Origin of the sequence: Micromonospora sp. NPDC049903, assembly GCF_044460945.1 — a bacterium.
Taxonomy (GTDB): Bacteria; Actinomycetota; Actinomycetes; order Mycobacteriales; family Micromonosporaceae; genus Micromonospora.
Window position 1 is genome coordinate 46760 of the sequence record NZ_JBITKL010000018.1, and the last position, 17136, is coordinate 63895.

Annotated in this window: 16 protein-coding genes; 10 read left to right on the forward strand and 6 right to left on the reverse strand. The window is 73.6% G+C overall.

The window, feature by feature from the left end; genetic code table 11:
• The first annotated feature begins 281 nt into the window (after positions 1–281).
• From ACIBO1_RS23570 to ACIBO1_RS23595, 6 genes are all read left to right on the forward strand, one after another.
• Positions 282–812 carry a PadR family transcriptional regulator gene (locus tag ACIBO1_RS23570; protein ID WP_396750032.1) on the forward strand — a complete coding sequence of 177 codons (531 nt, stop codon included), beginning with the start codon at positions 282–284 and terminating at the stop codon, positions 810–812.
• The gene (locus tag ACIBO1_RS23575) at positions 809–1501 is read left to right on the forward strand and encodes an ABC transporter ATP-binding protein (protein ID WP_396750034.1); all 693 of its coding nucleotides are present in this window, start codon (positions 809–811) and stop codon (positions 1499–1501) included. Before ACIBO1_RS23570 ends, ACIBO1_RS23575 begins: the two co-directional genes overlap by 4 nt.
• On the forward strand, positions 1498–3789 hold the full coding sequence (locus ACIBO1_RS23580; RefSeq protein ID WP_396750036.1) for an FtsX-like permease family protein: 2292 nt from the start codon (positions 1498–1500) through the stop codon (positions 3787–3789). The genes ACIBO1_RS23575 and ACIBO1_RS23580 overlap by 4 nt, the downstream gene beginning before the upstream one ends.
• A gap of 93 nt (positions 3790–3882) precedes the next feature.
• Entirely contained in the window at positions 3883–5436 is a 1554-nt protein-coding gene (locus tag ACIBO1_RS23585) for an MFS transporter (protein WP_396750038.1), read from the forward strand.
• Between the two features lie 90 nt (positions 5437–5526).
• Positions 5527–6204 carry a hypothetical protein gene (locus ACIBO1_RS23590; protein ID WP_396750040.1) on the forward strand — a complete coding sequence of 226 codons (678 nt, stop codon included), beginning with the start codon at positions 5527–5529 and terminating at the stop codon, positions 6202–6204.
• Between the two features lie 75 nt (positions 6205–6279).
• Positions 6280–7158, forward strand: a complete 879-nt coding sequence (locus tag ACIBO1_RS23595; RefSeq protein WP_396750042.1) for a metallophosphoesterase family protein — start codon at positions 6280–6282, stop codon at positions 7156–7158.
• Between the two features lie 3 nt (positions 7159–7161).
• Here ACIBO1_RS23595 and ACIBO1_RS23600 read toward each other — a convergent pair whose 3' ends face one another.
• Together ACIBO1_RS23600 and ACIBO1_RS23605 are read right to left on the reverse strand one after the other, a co-directional pair.
• The gene (locus tag ACIBO1_RS23600; RefSeq protein ID WP_396750044.1) at positions 7162–7578 is read right to left on the reverse strand and encodes a cold-shock protein; all 417 of its coding nucleotides are present in this window, start codon (positions 7576–7578) and stop codon (positions 7162–7164) included.
• A 159-nt stretch (positions 7579–7737) separates the two neighbouring features.
• The gene (locus ACIBO1_RS23605; protein WP_396750046.1) at positions 7738–9771 is read right to left on the reverse strand and encodes an NAD(+) synthase; all 2034 of its coding nucleotides are present in this window, start codon (positions 9769–9771) and stop codon (positions 7738–7740) included.
• A gap of 240 nt (positions 9772–10011) precedes the next feature.
• On the opposite strand from ACIBO1_RS23605, the gene ACIBO1_RS23610 reads away from it, so the two are divergent.
• Together ACIBO1_RS23610 and ACIBO1_RS23615 are read left to right on the forward strand one after the other, a co-directional pair.
• Positions 10012–10608, forward strand: coding sequence for a LemA family protein (locus ACIBO1_RS23610; RefSeq protein WP_396750048.1), 597 nt, complete (start codon positions 10012–10014; stop codon positions 10606–10608).
• Complete coding sequence (locus ACIBO1_RS23615) at positions 10608–12131, forward strand: DUF2207 family protein (RefSeq protein WP_396750050.1); 1524 nt, start codon at positions 10608–10610, stop codon at positions 12129–12131. The genes ACIBO1_RS23610 and ACIBO1_RS23615 overlap by 1 nt, the downstream gene beginning before the upstream one ends.
• Here the strand turns inward: ACIBO1_RS23615 and ACIBO1_RS23620 are convergent.
• The 4 genes from ACIBO1_RS23620 to rpsD form a co-directional block, all read right to left on the reverse strand.
• Complete coding sequence (locus ACIBO1_RS23620; RefSeq protein WP_396750052.1) at positions 12072–13097, reverse strand: hypothetical protein; 1026 nt, start codon at positions 13095–13097, stop codon at positions 12072–12074. The genes ACIBO1_RS23615 and ACIBO1_RS23620 overlap by 60 nt on opposite strands.
• Positions 13094–14455, reverse strand: coding sequence for a hypothetical protein (locus ACIBO1_RS23625; RefSeq protein ID WP_396750054.1), 1362 nt, complete (start codon positions 14453–14455; stop codon positions 13094–13096). Before ACIBO1_RS23625 ends, ACIBO1_RS23620 begins: the two co-directional genes overlap by 4 nt.
• Positions 14452–14757, reverse strand: a complete 306-nt coding sequence (locus ACIBO1_RS23630; protein ID WP_396750056.1) for a DUF6403 family protein — start codon at positions 14755–14757, stop codon at positions 14452–14454. The genes ACIBO1_RS23625 and ACIBO1_RS23630 overlap by 4 nt, the downstream gene beginning before the upstream one ends.
• A 129-nt stretch (positions 14758–14886) precedes the next feature.
• A complete protein-coding gene (gene rpsD, locus ACIBO1_RS23635) occupies positions 14887–15495 on the reverse strand; it encodes a 30S ribosomal protein S4 (protein WP_357216987.1) in 609 nt (202 codons plus the stop codon).
• A gap of 47 nt (positions 15496–15542) precedes the next feature.
• Here rpsD and ACIBO1_RS23640 point away from each other — a divergent pair, with 47 nt between their 5' ends.
• Positions 15543–16256 carry a DUF2470 domain-containing protein gene (locus tag ACIBO1_RS23640; RefSeq protein ID WP_396750058.1) on the forward strand — a complete coding sequence of 238 codons (714 nt, stop codon included), beginning with the start codon at positions 15543–15545 and terminating at the stop codon, positions 16254–16256.
• 36 nt (positions 16257–16292) lie between these two features.
• The gene (locus tag ACIBO1_RS23645) at positions 16293–17021 is read left to right on the forward strand and encodes a DUF2470 domain-containing protein (protein WP_396750060.1); all 729 of its coding nucleotides are present in this window, start codon (positions 16293–16295) and stop codon (positions 17019–17021) included.
• Positions 17022–17136 lie beyond the last annotated feature (115 nt).

Below are 17136 nucleotides of genomic sequence, written 5' to 3' on the forward strand. Positions count from 1 at the left end.
GAAAGGACAGCACGGAGCGCCGATCCACTACCGACGCGGCGGTCCGTCACGGGGGCGTGACGCTCGCGGTCCGGTGACGGTGCGTGTCCGTCTCCGTGCGAGGTGGATCACGTCGACGCTACGGCCCAGCTCACGACCGGTCATCCGACGGGTGTTCAAAGATTTCGATATATGACTCCTACGTCTGTCGGGTCCGCGCGCCGACCTCGGCGACGGTGCCGGCGGTCATGCCGCTCCGGGCGTAGACACTGCGTGTATAGCCCGTGTGTATAGTGGCGTTCATGTCTGTCGGTTACGCCCTACTGGGTCTGCTGGAGCAGGGCCCGCGCCACGGTTACGACCTCAAGCGCTCCTACGACGACCAGTTCGGTCGCGGTCGGTCGCTGCACTACGGGCAGGTCTACGCCACGCTCGCGCGCCTGCTCAAGAACGGTCTCGTCGAGGTCCAGTCCGAGCCCGGCGAGGGCCCGGACCGCAAGCGGTACGCGATCACCGATGCCGGCGTCACCGACGTCGAGCAGTGGCTGGCCCGGCCGGAGCAGCCCGAGGTCTATCTCCAGAGCAAGCTCTACACCAAGGTCGTGCTGGCGCTGCTGACCGACCGTGACGCGGCCGACCTGCTCGACGTGCAGCGCGCCGCGCACCTGGCGCAGATGCGGGAGCTGACCCAGCGCAAGCTCGCCGGTGACCTGGCCGACCAGCTCGTCTGTGACCACGCCCTGTTCCACCTGGAAGCCGACCTGCGCTGGCTGGAGCTGACCGCCGCCCGGCTGGACCAGCTCCGCGCGCAGGTGCGAGAGGAGACGCGATGAACCCCGCAACGGACAACCCACTGCTGGAGGCGGAGGAGCTGGTCAAGACGTACGGCGCCACCCCGGCGCTGGACGGCGCGTCGCTGCGGGTGCACGCCGGTGAGGTGCTCGCTCTGATGGGCCCCTCCGGCTCCGGCAAGTCCACCCTGCTGCACTGCCTGGCCGGGATCGTCGCGCCGGACTCCGGCCGGGTCCGCTACGCCGGGCAGGACCTGGTCGCCCTGTCCGACCAGCGTCGCAGCGCGCTGCGCCGGACCGAGTTCGGGTTCGTGTTCCAGTTCGGGCAGCTCGTGCCGGAGCTGACCTGCCTGGAGAACGTGGCGCTGCCGTTGCGGCTGTCCGGCGTACGGCGGCGGGAGGCGGCACGTCGGGCGAGCGACGCACTGGCCCGGCTGGAGGTCGACGACGTGGCGGGCAAGCGCCCCGGCGAGGTCTCCGGCGGCCAGGGCCAACGGGTGGCGGTGGCCCGCGCGCTGATCACCGGCCCTCGGGTGATCTTCGCCGACGAGCCGACCGGCGCGCTCGACTCGCTCAACGGCGAGCGGGTGATGCGGCTCTTCGTCGAGGCGGCCCGGCAGACCGGCGCCGCGGTCGTGCTCGTCACGCACGAGGTGCGGGTGGCCGCGTACTCCGACCGGGAGGTCGTGGTGCGCGACGGCAAGGTCCGTACCCCGGCGCACGTCCGATGAGCGCCGGGACGCGGCGCGGCGCGGCGGGCTGGCTCGACGACCTGGCCCTGGGCGTACGACTCAGCGTGGCGGGCGGCCGGTCCGGCTGGGCCCGACTGGCCCTGATCTCGGTCGGTGTGGGCCTCGGGGTGGTGATGCTGCTGACCGCCGCCGCCCTGCCCACGCTGGCCGCCGCGCGCGGCGACCGGGAGGCGGCACGCCTGCCGGGCCCGGTGGTGTCCGCACCCGGGCCGGACACCCTGCTGACCGTGGACGTGGAGTCCCGTTACCGGGGCGTCGACGTCAACGGCTGGCTGGTGCGGCCCGAAGGGGAGCGGACGCCGCTGCCACCCGGTGTCGACCGCCGGTTGGCCCCGGGGGAGATGGTCGTCTCGCCGGCCCTGGCCGAGCTGCTCGACTCGCCCGAGGGTGCGTTGCTGCGGGAGCGGTGGGGCGGCCGGGTGGTCGGCACCATCGGCCCCGACGGGCTGGCCGGCCCGGATGAACGACTCTTCTACCTCCACTCGGAGCAGGTGGACGAGGAGACCTCCGGCGCCCGGCGGATCGACGCGTACGGCGGCGACGGCCCGCAGGAGGCCGGGGGAGTGTCGCCGGTGCTGCTGGTGCTGGGCGTGCTGGGCCTGGTGGTCCTGCTGCTGCCGGTGATGATCTTCGTGACCACGGCGGTGCGGTTCGGCAGTGAGGCCCGGGACCGCCAGCTCGCCGCGATCCGGCTGGTCGGCGCGGACAGCGCGATGACCCGGCGGGTGGCGGCGGGGGAGAGCCTGGTCGGCGCGGTGCTCGGGTTGGCCCTCGGGGCGCTCGCGTTCCTCGGCGTCCGTGGGGTGGCCGGCGACCTGCTGCCGCCCGGGTTCAGCTTCTTCGCCGCCGACATGCGTCCGGTACCCGTGCTGGCGTTGCTGGTCGTGGTGCTGGTGCCGACCGTCGCGGTCCTGGTCACCCTCTCCGCGCTGCGGCGGGTGGTGATCGAGCCGCTCGGCGTGGTCCGGCGCGGCGGCGAGCGTCATCGTCGGTTCTGGTGGCGGCCACTGCCGTCACTGGTCGGACTCCTTCTGCTCTACCCGCTGCTCGGCGGTCTCACCGAGCAGGCCGGCGGCCTGCTGGTGGAGCTGCAACTCGCCGCCGGGGCGACGCTGCTCCTGGTCGGGGTGGTGCTGCTCCTGCCGTGGTTGGTACAGGCGACGGTACGGCGGCTGGGGGGCGGCGGCGTCGCCTGGCAGCTCGCGGTACGCCGGTTGCAACTGGACAGCGACACCGCCGTCCGGGCCGTCTCCGGCATCGCGGTGTCGGTGGCCGGCGTGATCGCCGTGCAGGGAGTGCTCGGCGCGGCGCAGACGTACAGTGCGAGCGACCTGAGTCCCGACGACGACTTCCAGGCCGTCGTCTTCGTCTACGAGCCGGGCACGCCCGACGGTCCCGCGCGGACCTGGGCCGAGGCGCTGGCCGACACGGTCGGGGTCCGGGCCACCAGCGGGGTGGCGGATCTGGGCACCGCCCCGGACGCGGCGCAGGTCCATCGGGTCTACATCGCCGACTGCGCGGCCCTGCGCCAGTACGCCGAGCTGTCCTCCTGTGCCGACGGTGACAGCTTCGCCGGCCCGGGTGGCGCGTCGACGGAGGCGGGCACCACGCTCACCTTCGACGACGACGGCACGCCGATCCGCTGGACGGTGCCGGCCGAGGTCCCCACGGTGCGGCAGTACTCCACGCTGGTCGTGGCGGACTTCCTGCTCACCCCGGGAGCGTTGGAGGTGCCGCCGGTCAATCCGAGCAGCGTGCTCGTCGCGTACGACCCGGCCGACCGGGACACGGTGGAGCGGTTGCGCAACACCGTCGCGCAGGTGGACCCGACGGCGGTCGTGCAGACGTTCGAGGAACGCCGCACCTCCTCGGTACTGGCCGGCTACCAGCAGGCGCTCCAGATCGGCGCGGTCGTCCTGCTGCTGGTCATCGGCGCGAGCATGCTGGTCAACATCCTCGAACAGTTGCGCGAGCGGCGGCGGCCGTTGGCGGTGCTCAGCGCGTTCGGCGCCCGCCGCCGCAGCCTCTCCGGATCCGTGCTCTATCAGGTGGCGATCCCGGTGACGCTGGGCATGCTGCTGGCGGTCGTGACCGGAAGCGCGGTGGCGGCCCTGCTCCAGTCGGTCGCCGGGATCTCCGTCGGCGTCAACTGGGCGGCCATCGCCGGAGTGTCCGGCACCGCCGCGGTGCTGGTGCTCGTGGTCACCGCCGCCAGCCTGCCACTGCTGTGGCGGTTGACCCGGGCCGAGGGGCTACGCAGCGAATAGTCGTCAGCGACCCGGCGGGATTCGCGGCGTGGCTCGGGGCACGCCGCGAATCCGCTTGACCTGAAGTTCGGTTGAGGTCGGAAGCTCGGCTCCATGACGACCCCGATGGATGTGACGCCGCCGCGCCGTGTGGCGGGACGGCGGGAGTGGTACGGGCTCGCGGTGCTCGCCCTGCCGGCCCTGCTCGCCTCGCTGGAACTGACCGTGACGCACCTGGCGTTACCGACGATCGGCCGGGACCTCTCGGCCAGCAGCACCGAGCTGCTGTGGATCGTCGACGTCTACGCCTTCCTGCTCGCCGGCTCTTTGATCACCATGGGCGTGTGGGGCGACCGCATCGGACGACGCCGCATGCTGCTGCTCGGCGCCGCCGGCTACGGCGTCGCCTCGGTGGCCGCGGCGTACGCCCCCACCGTGGAACTGCTGATCGTCGCCCGGGCGTTGATGGGGGTCGCCGGCTCGACGCTGATGCCGGCCATCCTCTCCCTGGTGACGGTGATGTTCGTCGACGCACGACAGCGGGCGGTGGCCATCGGGGTGGTGATCGCCAGCGTCTCCGGCGGTACGGCGGTCGGGCCACTGGTCGGCGGGTGGCTGCTGGAGCGGTTCTGGTGGGGCTCGGTGTTCCTGCTCGGCGTACCGGTGATGCTGGTGCTGCTGGTGGTGGGGCCGGCGCTGCTGCCCGAGCGGCGCGCCGCCACTGGCCGGGTGGACCTGGTCAGCGCGCTGCTCTCGCTCGGTGCGGTGCTGCCGGTGGTGTACGGGCTCAAGCGGATCGCCGCCGACGGCGTGCACCCGACGTCGCTGCTGGCGGTCGTGGCGGGCCTGGCCGCCGCTGTGCTGTTCGTCCGGCGGCAGCGCGGCCGAACCGACCCGTTCCTGGACCTCGGGCTCTTCGCCGACCGCCGACTCGCCGTCGCCGCCGCCACCCTGGCGCTCGGCATCTTCGTCCTGTGGGGATCCAACCTCGCCATCGCGCAGTACCTGCAACTGGTGCAGGGCCTGTCCCCGCTGGCGGCGGGCATGTGGACCGCGCCCTCGGCCGTCGGCGTGATCGTCGGGTCCACGCTGGCCCCACGGATCGCCCGCCGGGTCGACCCGGCCACGGTCACCGCGACCGGTCTGGCGCTCGCCGCGGTCGGCTACGGTCTGCTCACCCAGGTCGAGGTCGGCGGACTGGCGATCCTGGTGACCGGGGCGGTCGTCGTCTCCGCCGGACTGGGGCCGATGATGGCACTCGCCACCGACATGGTCGTCGGAGCGGCACCGCCGCAGCGGGCCGGCGCGGCGGCGGCGATCTCCGCCACGGCGCCGCAACTCGGCGGCGCCTTCGGCATCGCGCTGCTCGGCAGCCTGATCACCGCGGTCTACCGGCACGACATGGCCACGGCGGTCCCCGCCGAGGCCGGTCCGGAGGCGACGACCGCCGCGCGGGACAACCTCACCGCCGCCCTGGCCGCTGGCGACCACCTGCCCGCCGAGGTCGGTGAGCGGCTCCTCGCCGCCGCGCGGGAGGCGTTCGTGCACGGGTTCCGGCTGGCCGCCGTGGCCAGCGCCGTGCTGATGGCGGGTACGGCCCTGCTGGTCGCCGTCACACTACGGCGGCGCGCCGAACGCCGTCGGCAGGCTTTCGTGTCCGCCGAGTGAAAGTCGACGCCACGATGCACAGAAGTATCGACGGCTTGTGATATACGGGCTACGCTCCGAGCGAATCGTCGTCGATCCCGAGGGGTGGCCATGTCCCGTCGTACCGGAAGGCCCTCCTACCTGGCGACCCCGCCGGCCTCGGCAGCGCGGACCTCCGGTTGGTCGATCCTCGGTGCCGTCACGGCCGTGCTGGTGGTGGCCCTGGTGGGCGGGCTGGTCGGGTTCACCCTGGGACGGCCGGACGAGACGGACTCGCGGATCGCCGAGATGCGCGCGGCGGAGGTCGAACGGGACGCGCGCCAGATCGTCGAACTGACCGACCTGGCGCGCCGGACCGGCCAACAGATGGCCCCGATCCTGGTCGCCGTGCGGGAGAACGGAGAGTCCGGCCGGGCTCCCGAAGCGGCGCAGCTCGACCAGTGGCGGCAGACCATGCGCCAACTCACCGAGCAGTACGCCGACCCGCCCTCGGGCACCACCGCCACCAACGTCGCCCGGGGCGGCCTGCGCAGCGCGGTGGCCCAGGCCACCGTCGCGGTCGACTCGGTGGCCCTGGCGGCGTCCGCCCCCGACGCCCTGCGGCCCGACCACCTGGCGCTGGCCGCCCGGCAGGCCACGCTCGCCGCCACCACCTGGTCGGTGGCCGCGACGCAACTCGACCAGATCAACATCGACGCCGGCAACGGACACCAGCACGTGCACCTCGACGCCGGTGAGGCCGACGGCGCCCTCACGCCCGACGGTGCCGCGGAGGGCACCGGCGGCTGACGGGCTGTGCGCCCACCGCCGCGACGACTACCGTTGCGGGCGGCGACGGGCCGCAGACCGGGGGTGGACGAGGACATGGGTGCCGGCACGCTTCTCGCGGTCAGCGACCTGCACGTGGGCTACGCCGAGAACCGGCGGATCGCGGCGGAGCTGCGACCGCGCTCCGACCAGGACTGGCTCCTCGTCGCCGGGGACGTCGGCGACGCGTACGCCGATGTGGAGTGGACGCTGCGGACACTCACCGAGCGCTTCCACACCGTGCTCTGGGCACCGGGCAACCACGAACTGTGGACCCCCCGGCACGACCCGGTGGACCTGCGCGGCGAGCAGCGGTACCACCACCTCGTCGAGCTGTGCCGCACGCTCGGCGTGCACACCCCGGAGGACGAGTACCCCCTCTGGCGGGGCGCCGGCGGGCCGGTGGTCGTCGCCCCGCTCTTCGTCGGCTACGACTACTCGTTCCGGGCGCCCGGCACCACCACCAAGGAGGAGTCGCTGGCACGGGCGTACGCCACCGGGATCGTCTGCACCGACGAGTTCATGCTGCACCCGGATCCGCACCCGAGCCGCGACGCGTGGTGCCGGGCGCGGGTGGCGTACACCCGGCAGCGGCTGGACGCCTGCGACCCGACCCTGCCGACCGTCCTGGTCAACCACTATCCGCTGGTCCGCGAGCCGACCGACGTGCTGCGCCACCCGGAGTTCGCCCAGTGGTGCGGGACGGAGCTGACCGCCGACTGGCACGTCCGCTACCGGGCGGCGGCGGTGGTCTACGGTCACCTGCACATCCCCCGGACGACCTGGCACGACGAGGTGCCGTTCCAGGAGGTGTCGCTGGGCTACCCGCGCGAGTGGCAGCCACGGGGCGGCCGACCCGAGTTGCCGCGCACGGTGGTGTTCGGCGGCGCGCCCACGACCCGTACGCCGGACGTCGGCAGCGGGCGTGCCGGCTGACCCTCAGCCCTCGGTCCACCCGTGCCGGGTGGCGATCCGGATCACCTGGTCCCGCAGCCGGACGATCTGACCCGCGGTGAGATCCGGGGCGGCCTGGATGAACGCCTCCGTCACCTCGGCGCGCAGCGCCGCGGCGGAGAGCACGTCACAGGTGGCGTCCTCGTCGTACTCCTCGCTGCCGGCGGTCGCGACCGGGGCGGCGACCGGACGACGCTCCGACGCGACGACCCGGACGTCGTAGCCCTTGAGGCCCCGCTCGCCCTCCTTGATCTGGAACTCCACCCGGGTGCCCGGTGTGATGGCCTGCTTGCCCTCCATCAAGTCGTTGGCGTGGACGAAGACGTCCTCGCCGCCCTCCTCCGGGGCGATGAAGCCGTACCCCTTCACCTCGTCGAACCGCACCACGCGCCCTACCGCCACAGCACTTTCCCTCCGCTGAACCGCCACCCGCCGTCGTACCCCGCGCCCCGCCCACCGCCGCCGCTCACCGGCGGCGGTGGAGCGGAAGCCCTCGGTGAGTGCAGCCTACGTCCGGCGGCCGGTCCGAACCATCGTCCGGGCCGGGTCCACACCGTCCACTCAGTGCGCGTCCCAGCGGGCGAGATCGCGCAGCCACACCTGCGCCGTACTGTCCGACGGCGCCCGCCAGTCACCGCGCGGGGACAGCGAACCACCGGCGACGACCTTCGGGCCGTTCGGCATCGCCGAGCGCTTGAACTGGGCGAAGCCGAAGAACCGGCGGCAGAAGACCTCCAGCCAGCGGCGGATCTCCGGCAGGTCGTAGCCGACCCGCTTGTGTTCGGGGAAGTTGGGCGGCCAACTCCCCGCCGCCGGGTCGTGCCACGCGTGCCAGGCCAGGAAGGCGATCTTCGACGGCCGGAAGCCGTAACGCAGCACGTGAAAGAGGGTGAAGTCCTGCAACGCGTACGGGCCGATGGTGCTCTCGGTGGACTGGAGCTCCGCGCCCGGCACCAGTTCCGGGCTGATCTCGGTGTCCAGCACCGCGCGCAGCGTCTCGGCCACCTCCTCGTCGAACTGGCCGCTGCCGATCACCCACCGGATCAGGTGCTGGATGAGGGTCTTCGGCAGGCCCGCGTTGACGTTGTAGTGGCTCATCTGGTCGCCGACGCCGTACGTGCACCAACCCAGCGCCAACTCGGACAGGTCACCGGTGCCGAGCACGATGCCGCCGCGCTGGTTGGCCAGCCGGAACAGGTAGTCGGTGCGCAGCCCGGCCTGCACGTTCTCGAACGTCACGTCGTAGACCGGCTCGCCGGCGCCGAACGGATGGCCGAGTTCCTGGAGCATCAGCCGCGCGGTGGCGGTGATGTCCAGCTCGGCCGAGGTGATCCCGAGCGAGCGCATCAGCTTGTGCGCGTTGTCCCGGGTGTGCGCGCTGGTCGCGAAGCCCGGCATGGTGAACCCGAGGATGTCGCTGCGCGGGCGGCCCGCCCGGTCCATCGCCCGCGCCGCGACGATCAACGCGTGGGTCGAGTCCAGGCCGCCGGAGACCCCGATGACGACCTTCGGGTCGCCGGTCGCCGCCAGCCGCTGGTGCAGGCCGGCGACCTGGATGTGGTACGCCTCGTAGCAGTCCTGCGCCAGGCGCGCCGCGTCGGACGGCACGAACGGGTAGCGCTCGACCCGACGCCGCAGCCCGAGGTCCCGGGTCGGCGGGTCCAATCGGAACCGCACCTCGCGGAAGCCGCCGGTGCGTTCGGCGTGCGCCCGCCGGTTGTCGTCGAAGGTGCCCATCCGGAGCCGTTCCTGCCGCAACAGGTCCAGGTCGACGTCGGCCACCGCATGCCGCTCGTCGGCCGGGAACCGGTCGGTCTCGGCGAGCAGGACGCCGTTCTCGTAGATCATCGTCTGGCCGTCCCAGGACAGGTCCGTGGTGGACTCGCCCAGACCCGCCGCCGCGTAGACGTACGCGGCCAGGCAACGGGCCGACGCCGACCGGCACAGCAGTCGACGGTCCTCGGCCCGCCCCACCGTGATCGGGCTACCGGAGAGGTTGACCAGGACGGTCGCGCCCGCCAACGCCGCCTCGGCGCTCGGCGGCACCGGCACCCACAGGTCCTCGCAGACCTCGGCGTAGAGCACCAGGCCGGGCACGTCCTCGGCGGTGAACAGCAGGTCCACCCCGAACGGCACCTCGGCGCCGCCGAGCCGGATCGTCCCGCCGCGCTCGTCGACCCCCGCGCCGATCTGCCGGGCCTCGTAGAACTCCCGGTAGTTCGGGACGTACGACTTCGGTGCCACGCCCAGCACCCGACCCCGGTGGACCAGCACCGCGCAGTTGTAGACCCGGCCCCGGTGCCGCAGCGGGGCACCGACGACGAGCACCGGAAGCAGCTCCGCCGACTCCGCCACCAGGTGCGCCAGCGCCATCTCCACCTCGTCCAGCACCGCGTCCTGGAGCAGGAGATCCTCGATCGAGTAGCCGCACAGGCCCAGTTCCGGGAAGACCGCCACGGCCACCCCCTCGGCGGCGCACCGGCGGGCCTGCCGCAGGACGGCCTCGGCGTTGGCGGTGGGCTCGGCGATGCGGGTACGCCCGGTGCAGGCGGCGACCCGGACGAACCCGTGCTGGTAGACGGAGCGGAAGTTCACCGCACCATCATCGCCGAACCCGTGCCGGCCCCGGCCGGGACCCGACGCTGCCGAAAGCCGACGCGCCCGCTGTGACGCAGTCGACGCGTCTGCGCCGGTCACCAACCGTTCGCCTGATTGCACCCGCCGGGTCCGATCCTCATGATCGGACCGGCCGGGCCGCCGACACCGGGGTCCGTCGCGTTCGCGCCGGTCACCACGGTCTCGCGGCGTGCAGGTGCGGCAGCGGAGGGGCGGGGAATGAGCAGTGGCGTCGTGGCGGGTCTCGTCGGCGGGCTGCTCTGCCTGCTGGTGGCGGCCGTGCTCGGGTGGGCGATGATCGCCTACAACCGGCTGGTCCGCCGCCGCAACCAGGTGCAGGCATCCTGGGCCCAGATCGACGTGCAGCTCAGCCGCCGGCACGACCTGATCCCCAACCTGGTCGAGACCGTCAAGGGGTACGCGTCGCACGAGCGCGACGCGTTGACGGCCGTGTCCGCCGCCCGCAGCGGTGCGCTGGCCGCCGCCACCACGCCCGGCCCCACCGGTCGGGCCGGTGCCGAGACCGTGCTGACCGAGGCGGTCGGTCGGCTGCTCGCGCTCGCCGAGGCGTACCCGGACCTGCGCGCCGACCAGAACTTCGCGGCGTTGCAGGCCGAACTGTCCCGCACCGAGGACCGGATCGCCTACGCCCGGCAGTTCTACAACAGCGCGGTGCAGACGTACAACACCACCGTGCAGTCCGTGCCCACCAACCTGATCGCCGGTGCGGCCGGCTTCCGCACGCGCGACTACTTCGAGGCCGGGACGGGCGAGCGCGGCGCCGTCGGAGTCCGCTTCCCGGGCGGCGGCTCGTGATGGACCCCCGCCTCCTGCTCGACTTGGCGATGGGCCTGGGCGCCCTCGCCGGCTGGCTCCTGCTCTATGGTGCCGTCCGGTGGGTCACCCGGCCCGCCGCCGTGTCACCCGCACCGGCCACCCCGGATCTCGGCGCGGAATCGCCCGCCGTGGTCAACCTGCTGGTCAACCGCTGGTCGCTGACCGAGGACGCCGCCGAGGCGACCCTGCTCGACCTCGCCGCCCGGGGCTTCTTCGAGGTACGCCAGCCCGGTGACGACCCGATGCAGAGCACGGTGCACCTGCCGGCGTCCCCGCCCGACGAGACCGGACTGCGCCCGTACGAGCGTCTGGTGCTGGACCGGGCGCGCGGGCTGGCGGTGGACGGCGTCCTGCCGCTGACCGCGCTGACCTTCCGCGACGAGACCCGGGCCCGCGCGTGGAACAGGCGACTGCGCGGGCAGGTGATCGCCGACGCCCGTGCCGCCGGCCTGTCCCGGCGGCGCTTCGGTCCACGCGTGACCGGTCTGCTGGTCGGCGCGGCGCTGGCCGCCGCCGTCGTGGTCGGCCTGGCCGCGCTGCACCTCGCGAGCTGGCATCCGACCTCGGGCAACCACGCGTTCATCGCCGGGATCGCCGTGTTCGTCCTGCTCTCCACGCTGGCCGGGGCGTCACCGGGCGAACGTGACACGGCGCTCGGTCGCCAGGTGGCGGCGCGGTGGCTCGGTGTCCGGGACTGGCTGCGCGGGCACGAGCAGTTCGACGAACTGCCGCCGGCCGCGGTGGCGATCTGGGACCGCTACCTGGGCTATGGTGCCGCCGTCGGGGCCACCCGCCTGGCCAGCGCGGTGCTCGACCTCGGCCTGGGCGACCGCACCTCGGTCTGGTCGTCGTACGGCGGCAGGTGGCACCGGATCCGCGTCCGCTACCCCCGGCTGCTGCCCCGCTACGGCCGGTCGGTGCCGCGTCTGCTGGCCAGCGGCGCGATCGGCATCGCCGTCGGCGCCTTCCTGCTCGACGCCTTCGGCCCCACGTTCACCCTCACCCCGTCCACGGCGAACCAGGCCGCACGGATCTTCGACCTGGTGCGCAACGGCGTCACCGTGGTGGTCGTCCTGGTGCTGCTGGCCGGCGTCCACACCGTGGTCCGCACCCTGGTGGACCTCGCCACCGAACGCACCGTCACCGGCGAGGTGCTCTGGATCGAGGTGTGGCGCAGCGCCGCCCAGGGCGAGAACCGCCCGCCCCGACCCTGGCTGCACTACCTGGCCGTGGACGACGGCACCACCGACCGCACGACCGCGTGGGGACTGCCCAGCGAGTGGGCGACCCGCTGCCACGACGGCGACGTGGTGACCCTGCGGGTGCGGCCCTGGTCCCGGCGGGTGGTCGCGCTGTCCGTGGTCGGGCACGGCCGCTCCCGGCACACCACGGGCACGGTCGCCCCCGACCCCGACCCCGACCCCGACCCCGACGCCCCGCCGTCAGCCGGTGGTGGAACCGGGCCGGTCGCGCCGACGCCCCCGCCGACCGCCACGCCGTGACGCCGACCGCCGGGCCGTGGAGGACCGGTCGTCGGATCCCGCACCGTTCCCGGTCCGGGCCTCCGCCTCCCGCGCGAGCATGGTCGCCCGCGTGGCGAGCTCGTCCACCCGCTCCCGCAGCCGCCGCACGGTGACGTCGCCCGCACCGGCGTCGGAGAGCTCGCCGAGCAGCCGGGTGTAGTCGCTGACCAGTCGCGCGTAGCCCCGGCCCGTGCTGCGGGCGGAGAGCTGGCCGTACCGCTGGTCGAGGTCGACGATCTGCTGCGCCAGCCCGGCCGCCGCGGCGCTGAGCGAGCTGCGCTCGTCGGCCTGCTCGTCGCGTCGGCGTCGCCGCTGGGACGCCAGCCGCCCGGCCCGCCGCCCGGCGATCCAGAGCGACGCGGCACCGGCGACCACACCGCCGACCGCCGCGCCGGCCAGCAGGTACCGGGGCAGCGACGGGCTGATCGTCCGAGCCCCGTCGGGGACGGTGCCGGCGCGTACCAGTAGGTCGTAGTTGACCACGACGACCTTGAGCGCCTCCACCGGCTGGTCCACGAACGAGTCCACGCCCCGGCTGATGACCGTCTCCGCGACCATCGCCCGGCCGAAGTCCTTGCTGTCGCGCTGGCGGATGCGCGAGCAGCCGTAGGTGTCCCAGTCGTCGCCGTCGCGCCTCATCGCCAGCACCAGCGTGCCCTTCGCGGCCTGCCGGGTCTGGTCGCAGGCGTCCCGCAGGTCGTCGCCGGGCACCATCACCAGCACCACCAGCCGACGGTTGCCGATGACCCGCTCGGCGGCGGGCCGGTCCAGGTCCACCCCGGGCGCGACGTACGTCGACGAGGCGCGGACCTCGCGGGCGATCGGGCCGTCCAGGATCCCGCCCGACCACAGCGCCCATCCGGCCAGCACCAGGCAGGCCAGCACCGCCCAGCCGAAGGTGCTGCCGACCAGGGCGACGAGGCCGCGTCGCAGCGTGCCGGTCACGACAGCCTCCCCTGGAGATAGAGGTCGGGGCGGTAACCGGGGATGCCGGTCAGGCGGGCGGTGTCCTCCAACTCCGCCGTCGCGTCGTCGAGCAACCTGCGGACGTGCCGGTCCGGCAGTCCCTCGTCGAGCGCCTTCCGGGCCGCTTCGAGCCTGCCGATGCCCCGGGTCAACGCGGGGTTGCTGCGCGCGTCGGTGAGCAGCGACGCCTCGACCGCGAGCGCGGTGAGCCCGGCCAGCCGGGCCCGCACACCACCGCGTTGCGGGTCACCGGGGCGGGTGCCGGAGCGGCGCAGCGACCGGATCGACAGCACCAGGAAGCCCGCCACGCAGGCCGCGAAGATCCAGGGCAGGGCGGGCAGCGCCACCCGTAGCGGATCCAGCGGGCGGTAGGGCAGTGGGCGGTCGAACAGGCCCGCGTACCGGATGTCGGTCACCCGGCCCAGATAGACGCCGAGCACGTTCTGCTGCGGGTAGTCGTAGCGGCTGAGCCGGTCGCCGAAGTGGGCGTAGAAGCTGGTCGCGGCCAGCTCGGCGAAGTCCGCCGCGCCCGGACCGTGGTACTCGATCCAACTGCCGTACATCACCACCAGCGGCTGGTCCGGGAAGAGCCGGTGCAGCGCCGGACCGTACGCCGGGAGCGGTTCACCGTACGGCTGGGCGGGCAGCGCGACGTACCAGGCGCCGTCGGGGAAGGCGGTGGGCGCGTCCCGCGGCACCTGGCGCAGCGTGGCGCCCTCGGCGATGTGCAGCCCGTCGGCGCGCAGGTCGGCGGTGACCGTGTCGAGTTCCGCCGTACTCGGGTCGCGCCAGCGCACCGTGTCCTCATCGGCGGGGCGCGGCACCTTGCGCAGCGCGGTGATCAGCGTGACCAACTGGCCGGTGACGTCACCGGTGGCGAACTGGGCCCGCCAACCGGGCAGGGTGTCCGGGGTGGCCTGGAGCATGCCGCCGCTGACCTGGGTGCCGATCACCCGGATCGTGGCGCTCTCGACGTCCCGTACCCGTTTGCGTTCCTCCTCGTCCAGGCCGGGCGGTGCGACCAGGATGCGGGTGTCGTCGTCGCCGATTGCCTCCCGCACCCGCTGCTCGTCCCACCGGGCGACGGCGCCCGGCAGGCGGACCACCGGGTCGGCGTCGACCAGGGCGGTCATCTCCTCGGTGGACGGCACGGTCGCGTCGCTCAGCTCACCGGCGGAGCCCTCCTCGACCTGCCTCGACACCGCCGGGGACTGGCCGTAGCTGACGTCGATGCTCTGCTGCTGGGCGAGCAGGAAGACCGCCAGCACGACCACCGCGACGGCGAGCAGCCCCCAGCGCAGCGGTTCGGTGCGTCGGATGCTCCGGGGCGCGGTCACCGCTGGGCCTGCCACAGCTCGTCGGCGCGGCGGGCGAGGTCGGCCGCGGCGCGGGCGGCCGTGACTCCGCCGTGGTCGGCGGCGAGCAGCTCGGCCTGGGTCAGCAGGCCGTCCGCCTCGGGTACGCGGGCGCTCGTCGCGTCGCGGCTGACCGTGGCGCTGTCGATCGCGGCCCGCGCGGTCGACCAGGCCACCAGGCGGTCCTGCCGGCGCGTACGCAGGCGTGGCAGCAGGGTGGTGAGGACTCCGGCACCCAGCAGCAGCACGCCGCCGGAGAGCCAGGTGAGCAGGGATGGTGACATGTGCTCCCGCCATCCGAGGGGGGTCGGTACGGCTACCTGTCTAGCGCACCGGCACCAACCCTCCGCAGGCCACCCCTGGTGCGGGTGGTCCGGCCGGTGCCTGCGGGCGGCTCCGGCCGGACCGTGCGGTCAGCGGGAGTAGTACTCGACGACCAGTTGCTCGTCGCAGCGCACCGGCACCTCGGCCCGCTGCGGCAACCGGATCAGCCGTGCGGTCAACCCGGCCAGGTCGACATCGAGATAGGGGGCGGTCCGCTCGGGGGCGTGCGCGCCGGCGGCGGCCACCACGAACGGCGTCTTGGCGCGGCTGCCCTCGCGGACCGCGATCACGTCGTCGGGACGCAGCCGGGCCGAGGGGCGGTCCACCCGCCGTCCGTTGACGTTGACGTGGCCGTGGGTGACGGCCTGACGGGCCTGGTAGATGGTGCGGGCCAGACCGGCGCGCAGGACCAGGGCGTCCAGCCGCGTCTCCAGGTCGATCACCAGTTCCTCGCCGGTCTTGCCCGGACGGCCCACGGCGCGTTCGAAGGCCAGTCGGAGCTGCTTCTCCCGCAGGTCGTACTGCGCCTTGAGGCGCTGCTTCTCGAGCAGCCGGACCTTGTAGTCGCTCTCCTTGGTCCGCGCCCGACCGTGCACGCCGGGTGGGTAGGGCCGGCGTTCGAAGTACCGCACGCACTTGGGGGTGAGCGGGATGCCGAGGCGGCGGGAGCGCTTGATCTTCGGGCGGGACTGGTTCATCATCACCTCTCTAGTAAGGTAAGGCTAACCTAATAGGAGGTGGGGATTTGAGCAAGGCACCCCTGGCGGCGACCAGCGCCACACCGGCCGAGCGACTGCGTACGCTGCTCGCCGCTGCGGACTCGCTGCGCCTGCGGACCACCCGCCACCGCGCGGACCTGATCGGACGGCACACCCTCGACGCCGACGGGCTGCTCCGGGTGGCGCTGCCCGCCCGCGCCGAACTGGCCCGACACCTGCTCGACACGGGCGAGGTGCCGGCCCTGGTCGAGATCACCGACCTGGCGCCGCTCCCGGCCCGCCACCGGGTCCGGGCCCGGGCCACGCTCACCGGCTGGCTCACCCTGGACGACCTCGACGGCGGTGACGTGACCGCCTTCCTCGCGCTCGCCACCGCCGACCTCGTCGACGCCGACGGGGACGCCACCGTGGACCCGGACGACCTGGCCGTCGCCGAACCCGACCCGCTCGCCCCGTACGAGGCCGAGCTGCTGCGCCACCTGTACGCCGCGCACCCCGAGGTGCTCGGTGGGCTGACCCGCCTGGTGCCGGCCGACCGGCGGGACGGTGCCGGTCGGGTCCACCCGCTGCGGCTGGACCGGCACGGGATCGTGCTGCGCCTGGAGGTGCCCGAGGGCCACCGCGACGTCCGACTCGCCTTCGCCGCGCCGCTCACCGGGCCGGACGACGTCGGCGCGGGGCTGGCCGGCCTGCTCGGCGTCGAGCCCGGCTGCCCCACCTGCGTCCACCCGCACCCGTGACCGCACCCCGGCCGCCCGCCCGAACGGAGCCCGCCCATGCAACCGAGTAGCGCCGAGATCGCCCGTACGCTGGCCAGCAGCGCGACGCTCGCCACCGTGGTGGCGTACCGCGGACCGACCGCGACCGACGTGCGGCACGGTGCCGCCGCCGACGGCCGCATCCTGCTGCTGTGCCGCCGGGACGACCCGCTCGCCGGCATCACCGGCTCGGTGCTCGTGCACATCGCGGACGTACCGCCGCTGCCGTTCTCGCCGACCTGGGGCCGGTTGCGGATCGGCGGCCGGGCCGCCCCGCTGGCCGGGACCGCCGCCCGCGCCGCCGCCGACGCGGTGGCGGCCACTCTGCCCGATCCGGACCTGCTCGACGTCGGCACGGACACGGTCATCGTGGAGGTGGTGCCCAAGCGCGTCACGCTCACCGGCCGGGACCGGGACCTGCCGGTACGCCTCACCGACTACCGGGCCGCCGCGCCCGACCCGATCTCCGCGATGGAGCGACCGCTCCTGGTCGACCTGGTGGACCACCACGGCACGCAGTTCTATCCCTTCCTGCGGCGGCAGTTGGTCGCCGCCGGTGTCGACCTGCCCGTCGACTGCCTGCCGTGCCCGCTGCGGTTGGACCGCTACGGCCTGCTGGTGTCGATACCCACCCCCAGCGGCGGGACCGCCTGCTACCGGCTCTGCTTCACCCCGCCCCTGACCGGGCACCAGGACCTGGTGAAACGGTGGCACGCGGTGCTTTTCCACCCGTGCGACCGACACTGACCCGTGCCGTTTCGTCGTCGACGCCAACAGGTTGAGTCGGGGAGGGCATAACTTTTGCTATCTGAATAAAAAGATGACGGGCTATTGATGGAAGCCTCGCCGTCGCAACGATGAC